13 protein-coding genes and 1 other RNA gene are annotated in these 25,163 nt (G+C 41.3%); 2 read left to right on the top strand and 12 right to left on the bottom strand.

What is annotated here, in order from left to right; genetic code table 11:
- Positions 1-10: 10 nt before the first annotated feature.
- The 10 genes from mvaD to PAN06_RS06840 all read right to left on the bottom strand — a co-directional run bounded on the left by mvaD (position 11) and on the right by PAN06_RS06840 (position 9,148).
- Positions 11-964: a diphosphomevalonate decarboxylase gene (mvaD, locus tag PAN06_RS06885; protein ID WP_269795929.1), complete on the bottom strand. Its 954-nt coding sequence runs from the start codon at positions 962-964 to the stop codon at positions 11-13.
- Positions 946-1,824 (bottom strand): mevalonate kinase, encoded by an 879-nt coding sequence (mvk, locus tag PAN06_RS06880; protein ID WP_269795928.1) that lies wholly within the window; start codon positions 1,822-1,824, stop codon positions 946-948. The genes mvaD and mvk overlap by 19 nt, the downstream gene beginning before the upstream one ends.
- Positions 1,825-1,946: 122 nt before the next feature.
- Positions 1,947-2,885: a choline-binding protein CbpJ gene (cbpJ, locus tag PAN06_RS06875; protein WP_269795927.1), complete on the bottom strand. Its 939-nt coding sequence runs from the start codon at positions 2,883-2,885 to the stop codon at positions 1,947-1,949.
- Positions 2,886-2,985: 100 nt separating this feature from the next.
- Positions 2,986-3,675 carry a response regulator transcription factor gene (locus PAN06_RS06870; RefSeq protein WP_125456006.1) on the bottom strand — a complete coding sequence of 230 codons (690 nt, stop codon included), beginning with the start codon at positions 3,673-3,675 and terminating at the stop codon, positions 2,986-2,988.
- An 11-nt stretch (positions 3,676-3,686) separates the two neighbouring features.
- A complete protein-coding gene (gndA, locus tag PAN06_RS06865) occupies positions 3,687-5,111 on the bottom strand; it encodes an NADP-dependent phosphogluconate dehydrogenase (protein WP_000158785.1) in 1,425 nt (474 codons plus the stop codon).
- A gap of 75 nt (positions 5,112-5,186) precedes the next feature.
- Positions 5,187-6,566, bottom strand: coding sequence for a cell division site-positioning protein MapZ family protein (locus tag PAN06_RS06860; RefSeq protein ID WP_125456005.1), 1,380 nt, complete (start codon positions 6,564-6,566; stop codon positions 5,187-5,189).
- Entirely contained in the window at positions 6,559-7,731 is a 1,173-nt protein-coding gene (locus tag PAN06_RS06855; RefSeq protein ID WP_125456004.1) for a class I SAM-dependent RNA methyltransferase, read from the bottom strand. Before PAN06_RS06855 ends, PAN06_RS06860 begins: the two co-directional genes overlap by 8 nt.
- Before the next feature lie 85 nt (positions 7,732-7,816).
- An RNA gene (gene rnpB / locus PAN06_RS06850) (RNase P RNA component class B) lies at positions 7,817-8,198 on the bottom strand.
- A gap of 20 nt (positions 8,199-8,218) precedes the next feature.
- Positions 8,219-8,548, bottom strand: a complete 330-nt coding sequence (gene gpsB / locus PAN06_RS06845) for a cell division regulator GpsB (protein ID WP_064276670.1) — start codon at positions 8,546-8,548, stop codon at positions 8,219-8,221.
- Positions 8,549-8,620: 72 nt separating this feature from the next.
- Positions 8,621-9,148, bottom strand: coding sequence for a DUF1273 domain-containing protein (locus PAN06_RS06840; protein WP_218493706.1), 528 nt, complete (start codon positions 9,146-9,148; stop codon positions 8,621-8,623).
- 66 nt (positions 9,149-9,214) lie between these two features.
- Between PAN06_RS06840 and recU the strand changes: the two genes are divergently transcribed.
- Complete coding sequence (recU, locus tag PAN06_RS06835) at positions 9,215-9,811, top strand: Holliday junction resolvase RecU (RefSeq protein ID WP_269795926.1); 597 nt, start codon at positions 9,215-9,217, stop codon at positions 9,809-9,811.
- The gene (gene pbp1a, locus PAN06_RS06830; protein WP_247932561.1) at positions 9,808-11,991 is read left to right on the top strand and encodes a penicillin-binding protein PBP1A; all 2,184 of its coding nucleotides are present in this window, start codon (positions 9,808-9,810) and stop codon (positions 11,989-11,991) included. The genes recU and pbp1a overlap by 4 nt, the downstream gene beginning before the upstream one ends.
- A gap of 166 nt (positions 11,992-12,157) precedes the next feature.
- Here pbp1a and PAN06_RS06825 read toward each other — a convergent pair whose 3' ends face one another.
- Together PAN06_RS06825 and PAN06_RS06820 are read right to left on the bottom strand one after the other, a co-directional pair.
- Positions 12,158-20,494, bottom strand: a complete 8,337-nt coding sequence (locus PAN06_RS06825) for an SIALI-17 repeat-containing surface protein (protein ID WP_269795925.1) — start codon at positions 20,492-20,494, stop codon at positions 12,158-12,160.
- A gap of 142 nt (positions 20,495-20,636) precedes the next feature.
- On the bottom strand, positions 20,637-25,163 hold a 4,527-nt coding region (locus tag PAN06_RS06820; RefSeq protein WP_269795924.1), incomplete at its 5' end, for an SIALI-17 repeat-containing surface protein.

Below are 25,163 nucleotides of genomic sequence, written 5' to 3'. Positions count from 1 at the left end.
TCCGCAAGTTTTAACAGCAATCATCTTGACTCAAATCCTTTGTTTTTGACACAATCAAGCGATAATGTTGACCAAAAATTTCTGATAAATGCTCCAAGTCTTTCTCCTGACAGAGGACCTTGACATTGGGACCGGCATCCATAGTAAAGTAGCAGGCTTCTCCTTGCTCACGGAGCTGGCGGACAAAGTCCATGGCTTCATAAGATGCATCGTTCAGATAAGAGAAAGCTGGTGATGCTGTTTTGGTTGTAGCGTGCATAGCAAGGGCATTTTTCTCCGTTAATTCCCCAACCTTGGCAAAGTCATTTTCTTTGAGGTAAACCATCATATCCTGATAGTCCTTCTCAGACTGACGCACCCAGTCATCAAAAGTCGTCGAAGTTTCCACACAAAGTTTCATCCCATCACGACTAGAGATTGGTTTTTTCTTGTCCTCCAGCACCAACATAATCATAGCTAGTTTCAAGTCTGTTTCTACAGGGTAAATCTCTCCGCTATCCTTGTCCCAGGCACCTAGCGGTCCATAAAAACTCCGAGAGGAAGAGCCTGAGGCAAACTTAGCCTCCTGTGCCAACTGACTTCTATCCAATCCAAGCTGAAAATAAGCATTACAAGCCTTGACCAAGGCAGACAAACCACTAGAACTTGATGACAAGCCCGCTGCGGTAGGCATATTGTTTTGAGTATCTATACGGACAAAGCCCTCACCTTCTGGACGGTAACGGTCGATTATTTTGCTCATCTTAGCATGCTCTGCCTCATTTTGTAGCTGACCATTGATATAAAAGGCATCAGCAGTCGCATCCGTCGGTAAAGGCGACAAAGTCGTCTCCGTGTACATATTTTCCAAAGTCAGAGAGATACTGCTAGTAGCAGGCACCATCTCTTTTTCTTTTTTCTTTCCCCAGTATTTGATAATGGCAATATTTGCGTAGGAACGTACTGTTACAGGCTCTCTATCCATGTCTGAACAGCTCCTTTCTCTTCTAATCTTTCTGCTAGTTCTTGTGCGTGTGTTAAATTATCTGCCAAGGCTATGATACATCCTCCAAGCCCACCACCGCTCATCTTGGAACCCAGAGCACCATGACTAAGAGCAGTTTCAACTAGATGGTCTGCCTCAGGGCTACTAACCCCAATTTCTTTTAAATGTAAATGCGCTTGACTGAGGATTTGTCCCAATTCTTCAGCATCTTTTTGTGAAATCGCATCCTCTGCCTGCTGGGTCAATTCTCCCAAAGCATGCAAAAACGGTAGGGCATCCTTGCCCTTACTTTGAACCACTTGGATGGCTTCACGGGTATGACCATAAACGCCCGTATCTGCAATGACCAAATAGGCGGATAAATCCATCTCAAGCTCTGTAAATCCTACGTTCTTAATAAAGCGAATAGGTTGGTCACTGAGACAGGTCTTAGCATCCAAACCACTTGGATTCATATGGGCAATCATCTCCGCCCGATTGACCAAGATTTCTAGTACATGATGAGGCAGGTCGGCTTGATAGTAATCAAAAACCGCACGAATGGCCGCTATGCTGATAGCAGCTGACGAACCCATTCCCCTCTTCTCAGGGATAGCCGAGTCAATCTCGCAGCGAATGCAGGCTTCTTTGATATCCAAATACTCCAGCGAAGCATAAACTGCCATGGACAAGGTATCCTCCTCATAGAGACGCCAAGGACTCGCTGCAGGAACTACCTTACAAGTCACCTCCACCTCCAAAAGAGGTAAGGAAATAGCAGGATAGCCGTAAACGACCGCATGCTCCCCTATTAAAATAATCTTACTATGTGCCTGACCGACACCAATTTTTTTTGTCATTTTTTCCTTTTACTAGACGAAAAAGCCTTCTCATCTTTTCATACAAGTATTTATTCTTTCCTATCTATTTTATTATATTTTCACAAAAAAAGCGATTGTTTCCTTCACAATCGCCTCTTTCATTATTGAACCCATTCGCCATTATAATTGACAGAATAGCCATCTACGGTCGTATTCACTGCCAAAGCACCTGAGCTATAAGCATAGTACCATTTGCCATTGACCTGGAACCAACCTGTCGCCATAGCTCCTGATGAACGGAGATAGTACCACTTGTCACCAAGGTATTGCCAGCCCGTTTTCATATCACCATTTTCAGCATCTAAATAATACCAAGTCGAACCATCTTGATACCAACCAGTTGCCATGGCTCCTGATGAACGAAGATAGTACCACTTATTGCCAAGTTGTTTCCAACCAGTTTGCATGATACCAGTTGTTGGATCTAGATAGTACCAAGCTGAACCATCATTTATCCAACCTGTACGTATTTCACCACCAATATAGTCTTCTCCATTAATTTCTGTTTTAGCTAGATAATACCAGTTAGACTGGTCATAAAGCCAACCTGTCTTTAAAGAATGATCTTGATTAAAGTAATAGTTCGTGTAAAAACTCTTCTCTTCTTTATCTTCCGGATTTGTACGTTTTTCCCCATACTTTCTTCCAACGCTGTCTTTAGTTTTAACCTCTAATGCTTCCCAACCAACAAACTCTTGTAGCACTCCATTTTTGTCAAAGTAGTACCATTCTGGCATTGGGGAACCTTCTAATCTTATACCATTAGGATAAGGACCAATTGTATATCCTTTAACTGGCATTGGAATGTACTGCCAACCAACAACCATTTCGCCATTATAATCAAAATAATAGGTCTTCCCATCAATCACTCGCCAGTCCATTTCTTTGATGTCACCCTTCTTGTAGTAGGTTCTTCCGTTTTCTTGTACAAAATGCCATCCTTCAGAATCAGCATCATCCGCCAATACTGCACTTGTTGCTAGCAAACAGAAGAAAAAGACTGCTAATGTAATTTGCATCAATTTTTTTATTGTTTTCATTAGACGTATCCTCCATAACTGATTATAGCAAAGCCCCAACTGTATGTCAATATATAGAGAACCCCCTCAAAAAAAGCAGTTACATAACCGCAACTGCTCTCTATTCTTGCATGGTGTAACCAACACCACGAACGGTTTTAATGTAGCTTTTTTGACCTTTTACATCAAGCTTGCTACGTAGATAACGGATATAGACATCCACGATATTAGTTTCGGTCGCACTTTCATACTTCCAGACACTTTCCAACAACTGCTCACGAGTCAGAACTTTCTTGCTTCCCATAAGAGTAGCCAAAAGGTCATACTCACGACGAGTCAGAGCAATCATTTCCTCGCCACGATAAACTGTGTGATGCTCTACATCCATACGCAGATTGCGGTAAGACGTTGGAACCTTCATCTGACTACAGTGTTGGTCGATGAAGTCCCTACCTCGGAAAATCGCTGAAATACGAACCACCAAATTGTCAATAATAACCGGCTTATAGATGTAAGAAACAGCAAAGCGTTGGATTGTCTCAATCTGATCTTGCAATTCTTCTCGATTGTCCAAGACCATGATCACTGAGGCTGGCTTAGTCCGACTCAGCTTATCTGCAAAATCCTGGGCTGTCATATCCCCCAGACGAGCATTCAATAAAATCAAGTCATAGTCTGTCTGAAGAGCCATGGAGAGGGCTTTTTGCCCCTCCTCAACCTGATCAACTCGGTATTGCTCTTTTTGGAGTTCCAAACTTAAAAAATGAGCTAGATTTCGTTCTTTCTCAAGTAGTAAAATCCGTTTCCCCATGGCAGACCTACTTATTTTTCGTCATACCAAGAGTAGTGGAATGTTCCTTCTTTGTCTTTACGTTGGTAAGTGTGGGCACCAAAGTAATCACGTTGCGCTTGGATCAAGTTAGCTGGAAGGTCAGCTGAACGGTAGCTATCAAAGTAAGTAATAGCTGCTGAGAATGTTGGTACTGGTACACCAGCTTGAACAGCAAGAGCTACGATATCACGCACTGCTTGTTGATACTTAGCAGTAACATCCAAGAAGTACTCATCCAAAAGAAGGTTAGCAAGATCTGCATCACGGTTGTAAGCATCTGTAATCTTTTGCAAGAAACGAGAACGGATGATACAGCCATCACGCCAGATAGATGCGATATCTGCAAATGGCAAGTTCCAGTTGTTTTCTTTAGAAGCTACACGCAATTGCGCAAAACCTTGTGCGTATGAAATGATTTTTGAGAAGTAAAGGGCTTGACGGATCTTTTCAATCAACTCAGCCTTGTCTCCTTCAAATTTGAAGTCAGCTGGTTTTGGAAGAACCTTGCTAGCATGCACACGTTCTTCTTTGTAAGTAGAGATGTAGCGAGCAAATACCGATTCAGTGATGAGTGACAATGGCACACCAAGGTCAAGTGATGATTGGCTAGTCCATTTACCAGTTCCCTTGTTACCTGCAGCGTCAAGGATGTAGTCTACGATTGGTCCGTCTTGGCCTTCATCATCTTTACGGCTCAAGATATCAGCTGTGATTTCAATCAAGTAGCTGTCCAATTCACCCTTGTTCCACTCAGTAAAGATTTCAGCCATATCTTCTGCTGAAAGGCCTAGCAAGTGTTGCATCAAGTCATAACTTTCTGCGATCAATTGCATATCACCATACTCGATACCGTTGTGAACCATTTTCACATAGTGACCAGCTCCATCAGGACCAATGTAAGTCACACATGGTTTGCCATCTTCTGGTGCTTTAGCTGAGATTTCTTCAAGAACATCTGCAACCAATTCGTAGGCCTCTTTTTGTCCACCAGGCATGATAGAAGGACCTTCAAGGGCACCTTTTTCACCACCAGAAACCCCAGTACCGATAAAGTTGATACCTGAGTTTGCCAATTCTTCATTACGACGGATTGTATCTTTGTAGAAAGTGTTTCCTCCGTCGATCAAGATATCACCCTTGTCAAGGTGCGGAAGAAGGGCTTGGATAGTAGCATCTGTACCAGGTCCAGCTTGAACCATGAGCATGATACGACGAGGTTTTTCGATTGAGTTTACAAAACTTTCAACGTCATAGCTTGGTACAAAGTTCTTTTCAGGATGGCAAGCAATTACATCTTCAGTTTTTTCTTTACTACGGTTGTAAATAGCAACTGTGTAACCACGAGATTCAATATTAAGGGCAAGGTTACGACCCATTACGGCCATACCTACGACACCAAAGTTAGCTTTTGTCATTTGACACTCCTCTTGTTTAATTTGTTTTATTTTATCATTTTTACTTTTGAAAAGAAAGAATTTTGTAACGACTGCTTAGTAGTCCAAAGCATCCGCATGTCCAGAACCATTTCCAACAAAGTATCCTGTCTTACAGTTAAGGGTAAAGAGATAGGTTCCATCTGGCTTGTAGAGGTTGTAATAACCATTGCCATTAACGATATTAACACGTTCAAGGATATATTGGTTACCAGTGATATAACCACGTGAACGTGAAGTCGCTAGGATTTTTTCCAAAACACCATCCGCGAAATCCCAGGCAGAATTATTGCTATCATCAACAGCCGATTGATTGAACGGCACACGACTCGAAGCTCTCTGGAGATCAACTCCAGAACTTGATAAACCGCCATGGCTATCATCACGTGCAGAAACTGAATTGTTTGATGAGACGCTTGAAGATGGACTTGTGTTGTCTGCAGCCCTCTCTGTTGATGAACTTGAACTTTCTTGACTTGAGCTTGAACTTGAAGGAGCTGTTTGTTGACTCTTACCTAGACTGATAGCCTTATCTAGCACTTTATCAATCTCCGTATTTCCAGTTTTAATATCTGTAAATTTAGCATCTGATTTAGCTTTAGCGTTAGTGTCCAAAACACCATCAACAATAGCTGGCTTCTCAAATTGAGCATTGACATCTTTAATGGCCTTTATTTGTGTTTCAAGACTATCATACTTAGATTTTGCAAGCGTATATTCACGACTACCTTCCAGCTTATCAAGCAAGGTCTTAAGTTGACTCAGTTTATCAAACTGGCTATTCTTCAAAGCCATTTTATTGCTGTCTGTATAGAAGGCATCATATAAATTATTGAATTCTTCCACATCTGACTGCGTGTTTGTAGTTGATTGAGAAGTCTGAATTTCCTTGGTCGAACGAGCCACTTGACGATAAACATAATAACCAGTTCCAAGGATAAGGACCACTAAGGCTGCTAGAATCCCATAAAACACCCATTTCTTCTTACTTTTCCCATCTTCACTATCCGTAACTCGAGAACGTGTGAGAGCCTCTTCCGCTCCGACCAATTGGACCTCTTCAGTCTCAAATTCTTCAACAAGAGGAGCTTCTGAAACTTGTGTTAATTCTATATCATCAAACTGACTCAATTCATCTTCTGGAGCCGGAGAAGTTACTCCTGTTTCCTCACGTACCTCTTCAATTAATTCATCAAGACTCTTAGTCTCGACCAACTCCTCTTTTTTATATTGACGGGTCGCAAACTTATCCGCCTCAATTTCATCTTTATGTTGTTTCACATACTTATCCAAGATAGAATCTCCAGGCAATACACCCGCTTCCACCTCTTCATTTTTTCGCATGGCTTCTCCAACCGTTAGCTCTTTGGCATCATCAAAATCAAATTGCGCTTCTTGGTGTTCTGCTTTATGACGATTACGTCTTTTCTTACTCATGAGTTTTCCTTTCTACTTCCTGACGTTTAACGCGCTGACCAAAATATTGATACAAATCAACTTTTAAGGTTCCATTGTACAACTTACGTTTCTTATCCGCCTGACTACCGTACTTGGTCTCAAAAGCTTCATCACTAGTTATGATAAATTTGCTCCACGTTCTCAGGGGTGCAAATACTTGACCCATTTCAGCATAAAGCTTTGTAACCCCTGCATCATCTGACAAGCGTTCACCATAAGGCGGGTTAGAGATGATCACTCCATTGATTTTATCGGAACGTAAATCCTGCACGCGCATCTGCTTAAAGGTAATATCTCCTGCAACCCCTGCTGCCTGAGCATTGGCCTTAGCAATTTCCACCATACGTGCATTGATATCACATCCCATGATATCCAGTTCCAGCTCACGATCCACTTTCTTAGCCGCCTCTGTGCGCACTTCTTGAATCAAGCGATCGCTAATCCAGTTCCACTCCTCAAAAGCAAAAGAGCGACGAAGACCAGGCGCCATCTTTCTAGCAATCATAACTGCCTCGATACAGAAAGTCCCCGAACCACAGGTCGGATCAATCAAGGGTTTGTCTGGATACCAGTTAGAAAGTTGTAAAATGGCTGCCGCCATGTTTTCCTTGATAGGAGCGCCACCTTTTTCCGTACGATAGCCACGTTTAAAGAGACTAGACCCGGTCGTATCAATCATGACAGTTGCGACATCTTTCAGAATAGAGACCTCAATCTTAAACTCAGGCCCAGTTTCCATCAAGGGGACACCTTCTGGACGGGCATAGTGTTTCTGCAATTTCTTGACAACGGCCTTCTTTGAAATAGCCTGTACACTTGGCTCATTGTGAAGTTTAGATTTAACACATTTAGCTTTGGCAATCGGAAAACGAGCCCCAAGCGGTAAATAATTTTCCCAATCTAGGGCGAAAACTCCTTGAAAGAGCTCCTCAAAAGTCTTAGCTGGGAACGTTCCTACGATAATCTTGATACGATCTGCCGCCCGAAGCCAGAGGTTGGTTTCAATGATGGCTCTAGCGTCTCCTCGAAAACGAACACGCCCATTTTCAACCTGACAATCGTAGCCCAACTCTCGCACTTCTCGTCCCACAACAGCTTCAAGACCCGCCGCCATAGTTGCAATTAAATTAAATTCTTTTTTCATTTTACAGTCTTGCAAGACCTTTCTATATGTCCACTTTAAAAAATGAGGTTGAGAAAGTTTTCTCAGCCCCAACCTATATGCAATTTTCTATAAGCCATGTTTTGTTCCAGAAGTGACTAGGACCACTCCCTTCGATAATCATCTGTCTACCACTAACAGCCTACAGCTGAAAGCAGTCAGAGTACTACGTTCGTTTCCGCGTACTCCATGCCCCGACCAAAATTTGGGTTGCTAGCTTGAGGGGTTTACCGCGTTCCACTCTCTCTGTTTCCAGAAAGACTCCGTCACTGTGGCACTTTCAAGCCTACTCTGACCTATCCGAGGACTTAGCCATTTCAACTGCCGTAACGATTTCTCGTCCCTAGGCTTATTGTTTCGCCTAGCACAAACACTACAGGCATCACAGCCTGTGCTAGCATGGACTTTCCTCATGAAAAGAAATTCTCCTCACGCGATTATCCAAAAATTGCACTTTTCAAATAAGCTCTTATAAATCAGAGTTATCCAAAATTTGTTTACCAAATACTTCTTTCTCAAGACGATTCAAACGTTTCAAAATATCAAAATTCGTCATAGAAGTTGTAGCTGTCATTTCAAGTGGTTCTGCTTGAACCGATGCAGATTCAGGCTTGCGAGACAATTCTTCCTTCAACTCTGCAATTTCTTGACGGAGAGACTTGACTAAGGCAGCATAAGTTTCATAGTCCTTGATGACATCGTCCAAAAATTCATCAACTTCAACCTTACTATATCCACGGACTTCACGTCCAAACTCTTGCTCAAAAATATCTTTTGCTGAAAAAATAATACTTGCCATCTCTCTCTCCATTCTCGGTTTCTAATAGTATTATTATATAAAAAAAGGCAAACAAAAATCAAGGTCAAAGGCTTACTTTTCAGAAAAATTTTCTGCTAGCTCATTTAAGTCTTCAAACGTTAGCCTTTTTATGCGATAACCTTCCTGATTTTTCATCAAGGTATCCATAAATTTTAATTTGGTCTCATTTTCTGGATCATAGAAAAAATAAGCTAAATCAGTATTTTCCAGTAAAAATCGTTGGTAGTCTCGTAGTTGCCCCATATGTTCATATTTAGGATAGGCATATTTGACAAAATCTACCTGTTTAAATTGATTAAGTTTAAGCTGATTCGCTTCATTCCAATTTTCCCCGTGTGTTTCAAAATCAAAAATGGTCGCTAGGTTGAAATCATATTCTTCTTTCATTTCATTTGCAACATCAAGCACCCATGATTCAAATCCCAAGTTCCCTGTAAAGACCAGCCAATTAATCCCTTCTTCAGCCAAACTTTCTAAATCACGGCGAATGGCTTTCTTTATAATTTTTAACCTGATATCTTTTTCGTTAAAGACACCCAAGTCAAAATTAGAATATCCCATAATTAAAGCTGTAGTCATTTTTACACCTTTCTTTCTATTTTTATGGTATAATAGAGTGATGTTATTGTACCAATAAGGAGAAATATGGTCAACTATCCTCATAAAATTTCATCAAAAAAAAACCAAACATCCATTTCTCAACCCAAAAATTTCGCAAATCGAGGAATGACTTTTGAAAAGATGATCAACGCTACAAACGACTACTATCTGATGCATGGTATGGCAGTTATCCATAAAAAACCCACGCCTGTTCAAATTGTCCGAGTGGACTATCCTCAACGTAGTAGAGCCAAAATTGTAGAAGCCTATTTTAGACAAGCTTCCACAACAGATTACTCTGGCGTGTATAGAGGACATTACATTGACTTTGAAGCCAAGGAAACGCGACAAAAGAATGCTATTCCAATGAAGAACTTCCATCTTCACCAGATTCAACATATGGAACAAGTTCTAGAACAGCAGGGTATTTGCTTCGTACTGCTTCATTTTTCTTCTCAACAGGAAACTTATTTGTTGCCGGCATTTGATTTGATTCGCTTTTATCATCAAGATAAGGGGCAAAAATCTATGCCACTTGGATATATTCAAGAATACGGATATTTAGTAAAGCAAGGGGCTTTCCCTCAAATTCCCTATCTCGACATTATCAAAGAACATTTACTAGGTGGTAAAACAAGATGAACAAACAAACTATTCTGCGATTCTTAAAGTATATCGGAATTACGTTCCTTACATTATTTATCGCACTATTTCTATTAGGTGGAGGTGTTTTCCTCTACTTTGTTAGCAAGGCTCCAGCCTTATCTGAAAGTAAATTAGTTGCGACAACCTCTAGCAAGATTTATGACAACAAAAACGAACTGATTGCTGACCTTGGATCTGAACGTCGCGTAAATGCTCAAGCAAATGAAATTCCTACTGACTTAGTCAAGGCCATCGTGTCTATCGAAGACCACCGTTTCTTTGATCATAGAGGTGTGGATACCATTCGTATCATGGGTGCGGCATTGAGAAACCTCCAAGGCGGAGGAGGCCTCCAGGGAGCCTCAACCTTGACTCAACAATTGATCAAATTAACTTATTTTTCTACTTCAACTGCCGATCAAACTTTGTCACGTAAAGCTCAAGAAGCTTGGCTAGCCGTTCAACTAGAGCAAAAAGCAACCAAGCAAGAAATCCTGACCTACTACATCAACAAAGTCTACATGTCTAACGGTAACTATGGAATGCAAACTGCAGCCCAAAATTACTATGGAAAAGACTTGAAGGATTTAAGCTTACCACAGTTAGCACTCCTAGCCGGAATGCCTCAAGCACCAAATCAATATGATCCTTATTCTCATCCAGAAGCTGCTCTAGAGCGTCGAAACTTGGTACTTTCAGAAATGAAGGGGCAGAAATACATCAGCGCAGAAGAGTATGAAAAAGCTATTAATACCCCTGTTACCGATGGTCTACAAAGCCTGAAATCCGGTAACAGTTATCCTGCATACATGGACAACTACCTTAAAGAAGTAATCGACCAAGTTGAACAAGAAACTGGTTACAACCTTCTTACTACAGGTATGGATGTCTATACAAATGTGGACAAAGATATCCAACAACGACTCTGGGATGTTTATAACACCGACCAATATGTCACTTATCCTGATGATGACATGCAAGTAGCTTCGACTATTGTAGATGTATCTAATGGTAACGTTATTGCACAACTTGGTGCTCGTCATCAAGCAAGTAATGTTTCATTCGGCACCAACCAGGCTGTGGAAACCAATCGTGACTGGGGATCAACAATGAAACCCATCACTGATTATGCTCCTGCTTTGGAATTCGATATCTATGACTCAACTGCTACCATTGTACGCGATATCCCGTATAATTATCCTGGAACAAATACCCCTGTCTACAACTGGGATAGAGGATACTTCGGTAATATCACCCTGCAATATGCACTACAGCAATCTCGCAATGTTCCTGCTGTAGAAACACTCAACAAAGTTGGATTAAACCGTGCAAAAACCTTCTTAAATGGTTTAGGAATTGACTATCCAGATATGCATTATTCTAACGCCATATCAAGTAACACAACTGAATCTAATAAGCAATACGGCGCAAGTAGCGAAAAAATGGCTGTTGCTTATGCTGCATTTGCCAATGGTGGTATCTATCACAAACCGATGTACATTAATAAAGTTGTCTTTAGTGATGGTAGCGAAAAAGAATTTTCTGACCCTGGTACCCGAGCTATGAAAGAGACCACTGCTTACATGATGACAGAAATGATGAAAACAGTCTTGACCTCTGGAACTGGTTTTAACGCCTATATTTCATGGCTTCCTCAGGCTGGTAAGACAGGTACCTCTAACTATTCAGATGAAGAAATCGAAAATCATATTAAATCAAGTCAACTTGTTGCACCGGATGAAATGTTTGTCGGCTATACTCGTAAATATTCGATGGCCGTATGGACAGGTTACTCAAATCGTCTTACTCCAGTCATCGGCAATGGGTTCACAGTTGCTTCTTCAGTCTATCGTTCAATGATGACTTACCTATCAGAAGATGACCACCCAGGAGATTGGACTATGCCTGAGGGCTTATATAGGAGTGGAGAATATGTCTTTAAGAATGGAGCTCGTCCTACATGGACTGCTCCTGCTACTCAACAAAGTTCTACACCTGCTCCTGCGAGCCAGACTCCAGAGACTTCAACCTCTCAGTCAAGTGTAACGACACCAAACACAAATCCAAATGCAAATACAGCTACTCCCAATGCTGGAACCAACGAGAATACGGTAACACAACAACCAAGTACCAATCAAGGTCAGCCTAACCAAAATCCTCAACCAGCGCAACAATAAATTACTAACCACCCAAAAATTGGGTGGTTTTTCAATCTTTTCTTTATTCAATCAATAATTAGATAATAAAAACCTGAGAAGGTCAATTGTACTTCTCAGGTTTTTTGTTCTATACACTCCACTGGTTTAGAATACTATTAAGAAAGAGTTTAATTGTCATACACAACTAATCTTTTTTGCTTTTTGCTACAAAGATAGCAGATAAGGCTAGTCCAACGCTTGCCAAGAAAATAGCTGTTTCTGACTGTTTTTCACCAGTCTCTGGCAATCTCTTGTCTTCCTTGGCAACTTGAACTAGTGCTTCTGGAGTCTGAGATTTTTCTAACGAACTTAGCTTAAATTCTGGTTTTTCTACTGTCGGAGCTGGTTGGTCACCTGCGGTTGACAATGGGCCTGTGTAGGCTGGTAGCTCATGTTTCAAGGCCATAACGGAGTTAACTCCACCTTGGAACTCTGGTTTCTCTACTGTCGGAGCTGGTTGATCGCCTACGGTTGACAATGGCCCTGTGTACTCTGGTAGTTCGTGTTTCAAGGCCATAACGGAGTTGACTCCACCCTTGAACTCTGGTTTCTCTACTGTTGGAGCGGCTTGGTCACCTACGGTTGACAATGGCCCTGTATAAGCTGGTAGCTCATGTACCAAAGCTTCAACTGCATTCACACCACCCTGAAACTCTGGTTTCTCTACTGTCGGTGCAGCTTGGTCACCTACGGTTGACAATGGGCCTGTGTAGGCTGGAAGCTCATGTACCAAGGCTTCAACTGCATTCACACCACCTGTAAATTCAGGTACCTCAAGCACTGGTGCTGGTTCTTCACCCTTGCTCGATTGAACAGGTTCTTCTGTCAATTCTTGATAGAAGCTCGCTAATTCATAAAACTCAGCCTTGCCACCTTCCCAGACCAGCTTAACATCTAGAAGAGAACCACCATTTCGGATAGCAAAGGTTTGGAGACTAGATGTAATGGCGCCGAGGTCTGTCCAGCTCTCTTGACCATCCTTGAGTGTTCTCGCTTGAACTCGTGCTTTCACTCCTTCAGGAAGGCTTGAAACAAGGCTTAGATGGTTGGCATTGGTTGGTTCTGACAAGTGATAAACCATTTCACCCTTATCATTTTCCGCCTTGTAGCTAGTCAAAACTTTTCCGTCTACGAGATTAGTATAGAAGTTGCCTCGGCTTTCGCCACCGTTTCCTTCTACAGTTGGATCATTGATTGGTTTGACAAATTCGCCATCATTGATCACCAATTCTGTAAATCCTACAAAACGAGCATCATAGTCAGCTGTATAGAGGACACGAAGATAGTTTGCTTTGACTGGTGTCGTCAATTCACCCTCGATGTAACGATTTCCTGGCATCTTAGAATCATGTGTCCAACCATCTGTCAATGAATCATCGTGTGTACTATTGGCTACACCATCTCCTACTGTCACAACATCCGTCCAAGTTTTACCGTCTTGGCTGACTTGGATTTTACCATCACGAAGATAGTTTTGAGTTCCGTCTTGGATGTAGGCTCTGATCTTCTTGATAGTGCGTTCGCTACCAAGTTTCAAGGTTACATGGCCATCTTTATGGGCATAGTCTGAAAACTCAACGAAGTTGTTGTACACACCATCAAACAATTGATCGAGGTTATTAATCTTACGAACATCATTGCTTCCGTATGTTGGATGAATACCCATAGTTGTAGATTCTAGTTTGGTTGGTTGCACTTCTTTAGTCGTTACAAGGAGAGAAGTAGATGGAACAGCCTGCTCTTGATCTGTCTTATTAACAAGACGAACATAACGTACCAAGTGGGTTGCGACAGTTCTGTCTGTCAACTGGCTAGCTGGTGTCCATTCTTGAGCATTTGCAGAATACTCTAGACTGAGTGCTGGATTTGTTTGGCCTTGGAGCTGGATGCTTTTGACTTGATGGATGCGGTCAAGTTTCATGCCTAGATAGCTATTTGCAGGAAGTTTAGTTCCAGCTGGAATCTGAAGCTCGTAACTGCCCAAGCTATCCACTACTAGTGTTTCCTTTAAGGCATCCACGTTGGTATCTGTTAAGTCGCTATTTCCAGAACGTGTCTCAACAGAGAAGTCTTGGATACGCCACCAAAGGTCACTTGCCTTGGTATTGCGTACTCGGATGTATCGAGCATTGATAGCTCTAGTCACTTCCTTAGTTTGTTCTCCTGATAGGCGATCTAACTCTTGCCATGCAGATCCATCTGTAGAGTACTCAAGTACACCTGCTGCAAGTTTATCGCCAGTTCCTTGGCGAAGACGAACTTTAGTGACTGACTTGACTTCACCTAGGTCAAGTTGTGCCCAGGCATCTACTGGAGTCGTATTGCTGCCGTCAGCATTTGCCATCATAGCTTCTGTATTATCTTTACCATCAGTAATTTGACTTGCTGATGTTCTCAATTTATAAACTAGATTTGAGCTGAGGCTAATTGTAGCAGTTTGTTGTTTACGAGCGTTCTCTACTGGACGATTTACTGCAATCTCGCGAACTGCAAACCAGGTGTCATCACGATCTTCTGTAGCAATCATACGTACTGCTTTAGCTTTGATGTTAAGATTTTCAAACTGAACAAGTGACTCATTACCAACATAAGTTGGCTCTTTCAAGGTTACCCAGTTATCATTTTCATCCAAATACTGCACTTCAGCCTTACTAAAGGTATCACGTGGATTTGCCTGAGTTCCCATAGCAAAGGTCAAGGTTTGGATATCTACCGGTTTGTTGAATTTCATACCGATATAATCACCTGTCTTGATGCTATTTGGTGATTTAATCAAAGCATGAGTTGCCAAGTCACCATCCGTTACTTCTGCCGAACCACCTTCTACACCTGTTCGATTGGTAATAAAGGTGCTAATGATTTGATCTGGATACAAGACTTTTTGAACTTCAGACGCTAGAACTTCTTTCAAAGATAGGATAAATGGACGGATATGTTGAACACCCAACTCAGCCTTTTCAAGATGGTCTACATAATGGAAGGTATGAGTTTGAGACTGTTCATACAATTTCAAACCTTTATAGTAGCTATCCCAAAGTTTGGCTGCATCATTTGTAGCCATGGCCTCTGTTCCTGTTAGGAAGGCATCAAGGGCATTCATTTGGTCGATTGCATTATCCAACCAATAGTGGATTTGTGCAACCATCTTTTGATCGCCTGATGCTTTATAAAGCTCAGCTGCTTCTTTAATCTTGGCAAATTCTGCACGCAAGGCTACACGCTCTGCAGTTACATCCTGACCCGCTTTGAGCTTAGTCATGAAGTCTGTCAATTTTGGAGCTAATTCAACTGATTCTTCTAGTTTAACAACACGACCGTCCATGTTTTGGTTAATCATATGCTTACCAAGTTCACGGAAGGCTGCTGATACCTTGCTATCTTCAAAATGACCATTTTCAACAAAGTTGAAGGCAATGTCATTGAGTTTCTTAGCTTCTTCTTCTGATTTCCACTGTTTCCATGTATATTGAGCTCCAGCGAAGAGGGCTATCTTAGATGGTTCAGACTGTTGCATTGGGTTCAACATGATACCAGACAGCAAGCTTGGATCTACATTCGGATGAAGGAATTTCTCACCACCACCTAGAATCAAGTGTTGTTTAGAGTTATCTGTAACTGGCCAGTTCACCCAAAGTGATACTGGACGATAAGTTTTACCACCTGCAGTTAGATTGTTCTTGAGAGTTGATAGGAAGCCTTCAGAAACTTCACCCCAAATCTTACCACCCGTCAAAGTCATAGAGGTTGAACTTGGGAGATTTTCATTTAGAGATTTCAACTCTGCTTCACGCCCATTACCCCAATACTGACCTGGAACAAAGATCATTTCTTTGCGAAGTCCACTATAAGTTCCTTGCATTTCTGTCAACCAGTTGGTCATATCCTGCATCAAGCGGTTGTAGCTATTGTAGCCTCCAACTGGGCTTGGTGCATCATCGGCTAGAATACCAAATTCACGGACACCCACTTTCATCAACTGGGTAAATTTAGCCTTGATGGTTGCCAAGTCTTCTTGGTAATGCGCTTCATTACCAAATCGGATACGGTTGTTCATGAATGGATGAATGGTCCAAACATAGCGAGTTTTACTTTGATTTCCGACGCGAGCAAGTTCACGAATTTCAGCTAGTTTTTCTTCTGGGTAAAGTTCACGCCATTTCTTGTTGTGATATGGATCATCTTTTGGTGCGAAGAAGTATTGGGTCAATTTCAAATCGCCACCAAAACGCATGAGTTCAGCACGATCTGCATTAGACCATGGATTTCCATAGTAACCTTCGATGAAACCACGATTCTTGATTTCAGCGTAATCTTCCACTGTCACATTGCGAAGAACTGGAACTTGACTTTCCTTGATCATATGTTTCAAGGTTGTCAAACCATAGAAGACCGCATCCGTGTCTTTTCCGACGATGGAAATTGAGTTATCTTTGATGGTCAGAGCATAAGCATCAATCTTGTCAAATAATCCTGCTGAAACCTTAGACATGTTTTGTTCTGCTTGTGAACCGCGTCCGTGTATTCCAAGATAGATATTAGTCGCGCCAGCAACTGCTGATTGACTAGTAGTGTAGGATACTTGATTGTCCTGCAAGACACTCTTCAAGCGATTACGAGTATAGACATCGAGTTGATCTCCCATTACCAGATTTACTTGCTTACGAAGAGCTGTTACTCCTTCTCCATAAGTCACTTTTTGTGGAGTTGGGAAGACCTTGTACTCTTTCTTGAGATAATCTGCGCTCTTGCTGGCAGCTGCAATACTATCTTCGCTAGCTGGTTTGCTTGCAGTGAATTGATCCGCTAGTTCAACTGTTCCATCACCTGTTTGCTCGACTTTTGGAGTTTCAGGTGTAGATGGTTGTTCTGGTTCTGGTGTTTCTTGTCCCTCTTTGATAGGCTTCAATAGATGAACTTCAGCTGCACTTGCAAAGCCCCCAACACCTGATAGAACTTTCAACTCAATCTTGTTGGTATGAACCGCCGTAAAGTTGACTGTTTTTTCTTGAGCGTTGTTGTCCCAGTTTCCTTCTGAAACCTTGACCATTTGGCCATCTTTTTGTGCGTAGATTTCGTAGCGAGTCACGACCCCATTTCCACCACCTGGACGTGGGAGATAAGTCAAACCATTGACTTTTTCTGCTTCTTTCAAGGTCATAGAAAGAGTGTACGGAGCAGTATCACCAGTCCATTTAGTATGCCAGAAGGTATTTGGATCATTGTCAAAGGCTTTTTCAACAGTACCTTCAGTCGCTGTTCCTGGTGTTTCTTGACTAGTTGCAGAAACTGTGAAATGATCTGTTGGAATCAAACGAGGATTTACAAATGGTTTAGCTGACAACTCTGCACTATGTAAAATCCCTTTGAACCCACCGATGCTCTCAAGCGGTAGAACCAAGCTATTGTGAGCAAAGCGAGGGTGAGCTGGATTCGCGATACGTTCGATCTTCTCACCATCCACATAGAATTCCGTTGATTGTGGTTTGGTCACAATAGAGATTTGATAACGTTTGTTCTTTTCAAGTTTTTTCTTGAATTGGATATGGAACTGTTCAAATTGATAAGCAAGATAGCCGTCTTTATCAGCTAGATAGATACGGTTGTCTCCACTTGTTGAGAAGGTTTGTTCACCGTCTCCAGTGACAGTTACATCAAACTTCAAGACATGACTTGGACCAACGTCACCTACCAAGCCTTCAATACTACTGTCTTTCTCAAAAGCCAATCCTTGCTCGCTTGTCTTCACCTTCTTGCTTGCATAGTTCTTCACTGTTTCAGGATTGATAGTAAACAAATCACTTTGATCAATCTCTTTTTCAGGATTTGACTGTGGTGCATAAGGGCTCGTTGGTAGGGTACGTTCTGCAAAGGTCGCAGCCGCACGGTCAGATCCCCAAGTGCGTTCTGCAGTTGTTTGCATGCTCTTAAAGAAGCGTTTAAAGATATCATAAGATGTCAAACCTGTCTCATGAAGATCAATATTGTCATTCCAAACTGCGTGGCCACCACCAATTACATTTGGATTGGATGCTTCTAGAAGTGGACCATGACCTGTTCGGAAATCATTTGGTGTCCACCTATTATATTGTGTTTCATAGTTAGCATAGTCACCATAAGCTGTTTGACGACTATCACCATTCGGAACACTATATGTTGGGATATCTGTGATATTAATAATCTTAGCTCCCTGAGCAATAGCTTCTTTTGGTTGCTGCCAGCCAATACTCCAGATATCAACTTCTACATCTTTCCAATCAACCGCTGTTTTACCTCGTTTCGCACTGAGCGATCCCCAAATACGAGGTGTATAGCCTTTCCCTTTAATGTATTTAATAAGGTCATTTACATAACGACGATAGCTTTCTCTACTTCCGTAGTATTCATCCGTTCCGATATGAACAGTAGATACCCCATGAAGTGGTGCATCTGGACCATCAAGAAGTTTGTCATAAACTGATTTGACAAAAGCCAGCGTTTCATCGTATTTATTATCTAGATCGAGCATGGCTACTCGCTCTACATTATGTTTACCTCTGTAATCGCTCAGGCTACCTTGATACATGAGGTCTGGACGAACTTTGACAAATGACAGAGCATGACCTGGTGTGTCAATTTCAGGTACTAGATTGATATGCAAGGCCTTAGCAAGTTTAATCAGATTTTGCATCTCTTCTTTAGTATAGTGCTCGTCTGATGTTAATTTTTGACCATTCTTACCGACAATATCTGTCTCTACACGGAAACCTGTCTTAGCATGTTCTAGAACATACTTAAGCTCTTCTTCTTGTGTTAGATTCTTACCTGCCAAGTGTTCCTTTAGGAAGATATAGTTATCGTTGAGGTGCAACTGCAAGTCGTTCATCTTGTAGTAAGCCATGTTAAGCATGATGTCTACAAGGGTGTCATAAGGAATAAATTTACGACCTGTATCTAGCATAAAGCCACGGTGACTGAAGCTTGGGAAATCACGAATTTCTCCATTTTGGAGATTGCTTTCCCCCATTTGAAGAAGAGTACGAGTAGCATAGAAGGCTCCTGTGTTCGTTGCAGCTTCGATGGTAATGACACCATCTTGAATCATGATGCCATAGCCTTCCTTACCATACCCCTTATTTTCAACTTTTTTAAATTCAATTCGTTTTTGAGCCTGCTTGTCACCTGTCGCAAGTTCCAATCCACGGCTGGCAAGGTCTGACTGGTAGAAGGTTGCTGCTTGTTCAAAGCCGGAATCCCCCGTCGCAAGAACTGTATCTGAAGTGATAGAAGATTGACCTTCTTTTCCATACCATTGTTGAACAGCTGGTGCTACTTTTGGTTTGACACCCACACCTTCGTCCTGATGTAGGCCCTTGATGACTACTTCAAATTCTTTAGTAAAGGTATGTGAATCTTTAATTTGCTCTACCATAACCTTAACGCGTTGATCAGTCAAAGGTTTATAAATATGATTTTGAAGGTCAATCACACCTTGTTTGTTGCTACCGATAAGACTGACTTTTCCTGGTAGAGTTGGCAAGACAAGAGACTGTCCGTCTTTAGATATAGTCAATTCTGTAACCTGACGGATATCCGTTACCTTACTTGTATCAGGGATATTTGAATAAGCTCGAATTTCTTGAATACCAACGTTTCTCCAGCCCATTGTGCCCGCTTGATAGTCATTGATTTCTAACTTGAGATATTTAGCTTGAATACTATTGGCTAAGTCAACTTTCTCATCTAAAACAGGTTCTCCAGTCTTGGTATGAGCTAGTTTCCATTGTTTTTCTCCACTAGCATTTACATCATCTTGACCTGCATAGTAGAGACTCCAAGATTTGATATTTGGATCATTTTGACCATTGCGAACGCGACGATCCCAATCAATTTCCACATGTCTAATAAGTGTAGTCTTGGGAAGAGTTAATTCGAAAGTTGGTTTGTCAATATTTTGATTTGTTGCCCAACGAGTATCAGGATTACCGTCCACTGCCTTGTCAGCAGTATAAGGAGTACCAGTTTCTGAATCGTTTACTTGAACAGTGACACCTTCTAAGTGGTTACGATCTTCTCTATCTTCAATTTGCTTTTCAACTGGTTTGATTGTAGGTGTAGCTGGTTCTACAGGTTTAGAATCTGCTTTTGGTGTTTCAACCGGCTTCAGAGTCTCAGCTGGTTTGGGAGCTGCTGGAGTTGTTGCTGGGCTTGTTTCTTCACTTGCTGCAGGACTTGTTCCTGCAGTATTTTCATGATTTTCTTCATGACCTGCATCTGCCTTTGCCTCTGATTCAGCTTTCTTTAAAACAGCTGCTAAATCGTCCGGCAACTTATCTAGTGGCTGAGCTTGTGTGATTGTTCCTTCTTTCTCAGGTGTTCCAACTGTCTCTGTAGCTTGCACTACATTTGCACCAAAGATACTAGCACCTATCATTACAGAGGCTGCACCAATTGCAAATTTTCGAATACTATAGTGACAACGTCTTTCAAAAAAATGTCTATCCATCTTTCTCCTATTCCTTTCTCCCACTTATTACAGTAAGCGGTCTCATTTTTGATTTGAAAATGGAGAGAACCTAGAGGTTCTCTCCAACTAAGTTATTTCTGTCTGAATTCTAGTTCCTGTAAGTTCTAAAATTCAGTCTTCTTTAATTTTCTTTTCGTTTTGTCGCAAGGACAGCAGCAGATAAGGCGAGACTGATGCTAGCTAGGAAGATAGCTGTATCAGATTGGCTTTCTCCCGTTTCTGGCAATCTCTTCTTATCTTCTGTTGAAACTGAAGTTTTAGATTCTGCAAGTTTACCTTGGCCCAATTGACTAATCTGATACTCAGGTTTTTCAATAGTTGGTGCTGGTTGATCGCCTGCTGTAGCCAATAGCCCTGTGTAGGCTGGCTTTTCGTTTACCAAAGCTTCTACTGCATTAGCTCCGCCTTTATATTCTGGTAATTCATGAACTAAGGCTTCTACTGCATTCGCCCCACCTTTATATTCTGGTAATTCATGAACTAAGGCTTCTACTGCATTCGCCCCACCTTTATATTCTGGCAATTCATGAACTAAGGCCTCTACTGCATTGGCTCCACCTTTGTATTCTGGAACTTCATTGACAGCTGCTTCTGCCGCATTGACGCCACCTTTGTATTCTGGAACTTCATTGACAGCTGCTTCTGCCGCATTCACGCCGCCTTTGTATTCTGGAACTTCATTAACAGCCGCTTCTGCCGCATTAACACCACCTGTAAATTCAGGAATTTCAACTACTGGTGGTTCTTGATCTCCCTTACTTGTTAGTACTTCAGGTTCTGGAGTTGGTGTTGGCTCTGGATTTGGAACTGGTTCTGGTGTTGGTGTTGGAGCTGGAGTTGGAGTTGGAGCTGGAGCTGGAGTTGGAGCTGGCTCTTCAGTTTCTTTAATTTCTTTCAAGCCTTCTACCAATTTATCAAGTCCGTTTGGAGTTAATATGTTATGTTCTGCAAGACCATTCTTGTACGCTTCAACAGCTGCCAAGTATTCTTTCGCATCTTGACGATCAATCTTACGAACACGTTCTACTTCAGCATTGTATGCAGCTTCATCTAATGGTTTATCATCTTCAATTGGAAGGACGAAGCGTAATTCCGCTGCTGAAATATGTCCAGGATCACCGTATGTTTCGTTACCAGTAAAGATTGCTTTCTTCACTTTGATTGGAGCATCGAAGTTAATCACTTTTGTTTTCGCATTATTTTCCCATCCAGTAAAGCTAAAGTTATGTTCTTGTCCTTTTTCATCAATCACTGTAAGGCTACCGCTCATCACACGTCCGTTTGGACCTGAAGGACGAGGAACATATTCAAAGCGAGTTGATTCCATCGGATTATTGAACTCTACTGTTAATGGTTTTCCTAAGCTATTCACTCCATAAGGTGTATGCCATAAAGTATTTGTATTGCCATCAAATGCATACCATACATTATCTGCTTCTTCATAAGGAGCATCAAGATCATGGATATCGTCCCAATCTGGAGCGCTACGTTTCACAGCAAGTTTTTCTTTAGCCTCGTTAACGCGTTCTATCAGAGCTTTAGCATCATCCACACTAATATTATCGTCCGCTTCTAATAAAGCTGCTACAGCGTCTTTATAAGCATTTAATGAATCTTGTTTGTAGTTGCCATTTACGACTGGAGTATTCTTTTCGTATGCTTCATCGATGAGCATCTTACCTGTTAACTTGATTTCTTCAATTTCAAGGTTATCTAACATGAAGTCTTTATAACCTTTGAAGTTGATTTCGTTATTGTTTGAATCTCCTTTAGTATCTGCACCACGCGCATTTGAATAAATACCAATCCAAGTATTTCCACCCTTTTCACCTGTTACATAGAAACTTACTTTCTTAGGAGTTGATGAATTTTCCCAAGTGTTTTCTAAATCGTATTTCGTTAATTTACTACGACGAGTATTTTCGCCATTACCGATTACGAATGAGTATGCTCCATGTGAACCTGCTTCATAATCGAAGGTTACTTTATAAGTCTTACCTTCTTCGAAGCGGAAGTTTTGTGGAATTGTTTGGTAAACGAGTTTGTCATTTCCTGTTAAACCATTTGTCTTCAATGACCAGTTACCTTCGATAACGTCGTTGACTTTCTTACCATTCCATCCACGTTGAGTATATGGTTCGTGTTTTTCAGATAAGTGAGTACGGTTATCTTGTACGCCTTCAACATCGCCGACTACGAATGGGAAGATACCTTGAGGCACTTCTTCAAAGTCTTGTTTGAATTTACCATTTCCTGTATCGTGTTTTTCGTTATACATTACAGATTGGTTTTCAAATACACGAATTTCATCGAAGTAAGTTGCTGCTGCATCTGCATCACGTCCAAGTTCTAATGTCACATTAGAAACATCTTCGCCTGTTGTGAAGTATACATACATATTTTGGAAGTAACTTGTATTATCCACAGTTGCGTTCTTCTTAAGTGTGTTATGCGCATGTGCTTGTACATAGTTCTTCGCAATTGATTTGTTTGTGTAGTTAGAAATTACTTTGTCGCCTACACGGATTGTGATATCTGCACGTGCATCGCTTCGGTTATCCACGCCTACATAAACAGCATATCTTGTATTTGGTTTTAAATCTGTTAAGCGTTGTTTCAATGTCACACGTTCAGTGTTTCCTTGAATACGTAACATTTCGTTAGCTCCTTGAGATTTCACGATTTCAGCATGAGCGCTGTCACCAGTTTTTTCCCAATGATTTAATGTTCCGCTGTTGAAACCTTGGTCATAGATGTGTAGACCTTCACTCCATACCATTGTCTTCTTGCCTTGAGGAGCTTTGTAAAGTACATATGGTTGGTTCGCTTCTCCCGTAATTTGAATCTTACGGTCTGCGCCAACTGTTAATTCTACAACATCTTTCTTACCTTGGTCTGTTAAACGATAAAGGTATACTTTATCTCCAGTCCAATCTTCTGGAAGAGTCCATTCAGTTGTTCCACCTTCAGTTGTGTAGAAGTACATCTTTTCTTTGTCGCCTGTTAAAGCTTTCCCATTTTCATCCCAGTTCCATGGTACTAAGTAGCTTCCACCATTTTCGATCACACGACCGTTTAATGTTGTTACACGTTTGCGGTAGTCTGGGCTGTTAGGGTCGTTTGATTGACGAACAATCTTCACTTCGTCCCCATTGTCATTTGTTAAATGAATTTCCATTTCTGGAGTCCACTTGTAGTTTTGACCATTGTCGCTCATTGCAACTGGGTTACCGTTTACCCATTTAGATACTTTGTAGTGTTGGAAGTACTTCGTCATAATGTTATTTTCGAAGAGGTTACGAATATATCCTTCGTAGTCGCTTCGACCTTGCCATCCTTCGAAGTCTTTCATGTTATATCCACCTAGTAATGGATAGTTAGCGGCACCACCGTAGCTTGGATAGTCACCTACCCATGAGTCTTTTTGGTGGTTACGGATGAATCGAGTGATATTTGAGTTAATACCTTTCAATGTATATCCACCGTAAGTTAAGTCAGCTGCCCAGTGTTGGAATGTTGAGTCATATTCCGCACCGAAGCCCCACTCAATAGCCATACGCCATCCTTGAGAGTTTAATTCTTTAGCAAGTACGTGAGTTGGCCAAGCAGTGTTATCTCCTGATTGTCCGTTACCCCAAACGTCCACATAAATGAAGTCTAAGTCAGCACCTAGTTTTTCTCTTAACTCTTTCCAACGATCCAAACGTCCATGAGCTAAGTCATATTCTGCATCGATGTTGATACCTTGGTCTAACCAGTTCCAACCGTACATATATGTTCCGTCAGAGTTTCTACGTAAAATCGCTTCGCTGAAGTATTTAGATTCAGGATATGTTTCAGAAGCATTGACGTGAATACCGATTTTAGCTCCGTATTCTTTTGCTCTTGCTAATAATTTCTTGAAGTCTTCAACGCCACCGATTCTCTTACCGATATCCGCATAGTTTAAGTGACCTGAGTCGTGACCTTCACTACCATACCCTTTAAGTAGGATTGATTGGCCTAAACCATCCGTGTGTAAGTTAATCTTCTTAATACCATCTAATGTCATTAAGAATGGGTTTTGCGCTTGAGATGCGAAGTTCATCGCAATACGATACGCTACTAAATCTGGAACAGATTCTGCTCCTTTTGGATTGTTCATGATATTACGATATGCAATCGCACCATCTTGCCAGTCCACAACATTATCTTTGTTTAAGTCTTTTGTGATGACTACTTTAGAACTTGGTAATTCTAATGTGTATTCTGGGAATACTAAGTTCTTATAAGCACGTTGGTACCAGTAAGGTGAGCTTTGGATACCTAAGTAGTTTACGCCTTCTACACGTTCTAACGCTGTTGTTAAACGTGCAAAGTCATTTCCTCTGTATGTAAATTGAGAGTTACTCCAAACAGATGCTGCTAATTCATTAGAAGAAACAAATCCATACATGAAGCCGTAAGTATATTCATTCATCTTGCCTTCTTTCAAGTCTAAATGATAGTCTCCACGGTTATGTGTGTTTGTAGACATTTGAGCTCCGTCGAATTTTGCACCTTGTTTGTTAGAACCAACAGAAACAAGTGTGTTTCCTGGGAATTCAATAGTTTGGATTAATTTTCGTACATTGTCGACTGGTTTACCCATTTCGACATTGTTTTTGTT

Source organism: Streptococcus sp. SM3, assembly GCF_027497875.1.
The sequence above is the reverse complement of the archived record's forward strand: the minus strand, read 5'-3'. Positions and strand labels throughout refer to the sequence as shown.

Bases quoted from the DNA above. Each gene is read 5' to 3' on its own strand.
- mvaD (WP_269795929.1), bottom strand. From the start codon at position 964: ATGGATAGAGAGCCTGTAACAGTACGTTCCTACGCAAATATTGCCATT.
- mvk (WP_269795928.1), bottom strand. From the start codon at position 1,824: ATGACAAAAAAAATTGGTGTCGGTCAGGCACATAGTAAGATTATTTTA.
- cbpJ (WP_269795927.1), bottom strand. From the start codon at position 2,885: ATGAAAACAATAAAAAAATTGATGCAAATTACATTAGCAGTCTTTTTC.
- PAN06_RS06870 (WP_125456006.1), bottom strand. From the start codon at position 3,675: ATGGGGAAACGGATTTTACTACTTGAGAAAGAACGAAATCTAGCTCAT.
- gndA (WP_000158785.1), bottom strand. From the start codon at position 5,111: ATGACAAAAGCTAACTTTGGTGTCGTAGGTATGGCCGTAATGGGTCGT.
- PAN06_RS06860 (WP_125456005.1), bottom strand. From the start codon at position 6,566: ATGAGTAAGAAAAGACGTAATCGTCATAAAGCAGAACACCAAGAAGCG.
- PAN06_RS06855 (WP_125456004.1), bottom strand. From the start codon at position 7,731: ATGAAAAAAGAATTTAATTTAATTGCAACTATGGCGGCGGGTCTTGAA.
- gpsB (WP_064276670.1), bottom strand. From the start codon at position 8,548: ATGGCAAGTATTATTTTTTCAGCAAAAGATATTTTTGAGCAAGAGTTT.
- PAN06_RS06840 (WP_218493706.1), bottom strand. From the start codon at position 9,148: ATGACTACAGCTTTAATTATGGGATATTCTAATTTTGACTTGGGTGTC.
- recU (WP_269795926.1), top strand. From the start codon at position 9,215: ATGGTCAACTATCCTCATAAAATTTCATCAAAAAAAAACCAAACATCC.
- pbp1a (WP_247932561.1), top strand. From the start codon at position 9,808: ATGAACAAACAAACTATTCTGCGATTCTTAAAGTATATCGGAATTACG.
- PAN06_RS06825 (WP_269795925.1), bottom strand. From the start codon at position 20,494: ATGGATAGACATTTTTTTGAAAGACGTTGTCACTATAGTATTCGAAAA.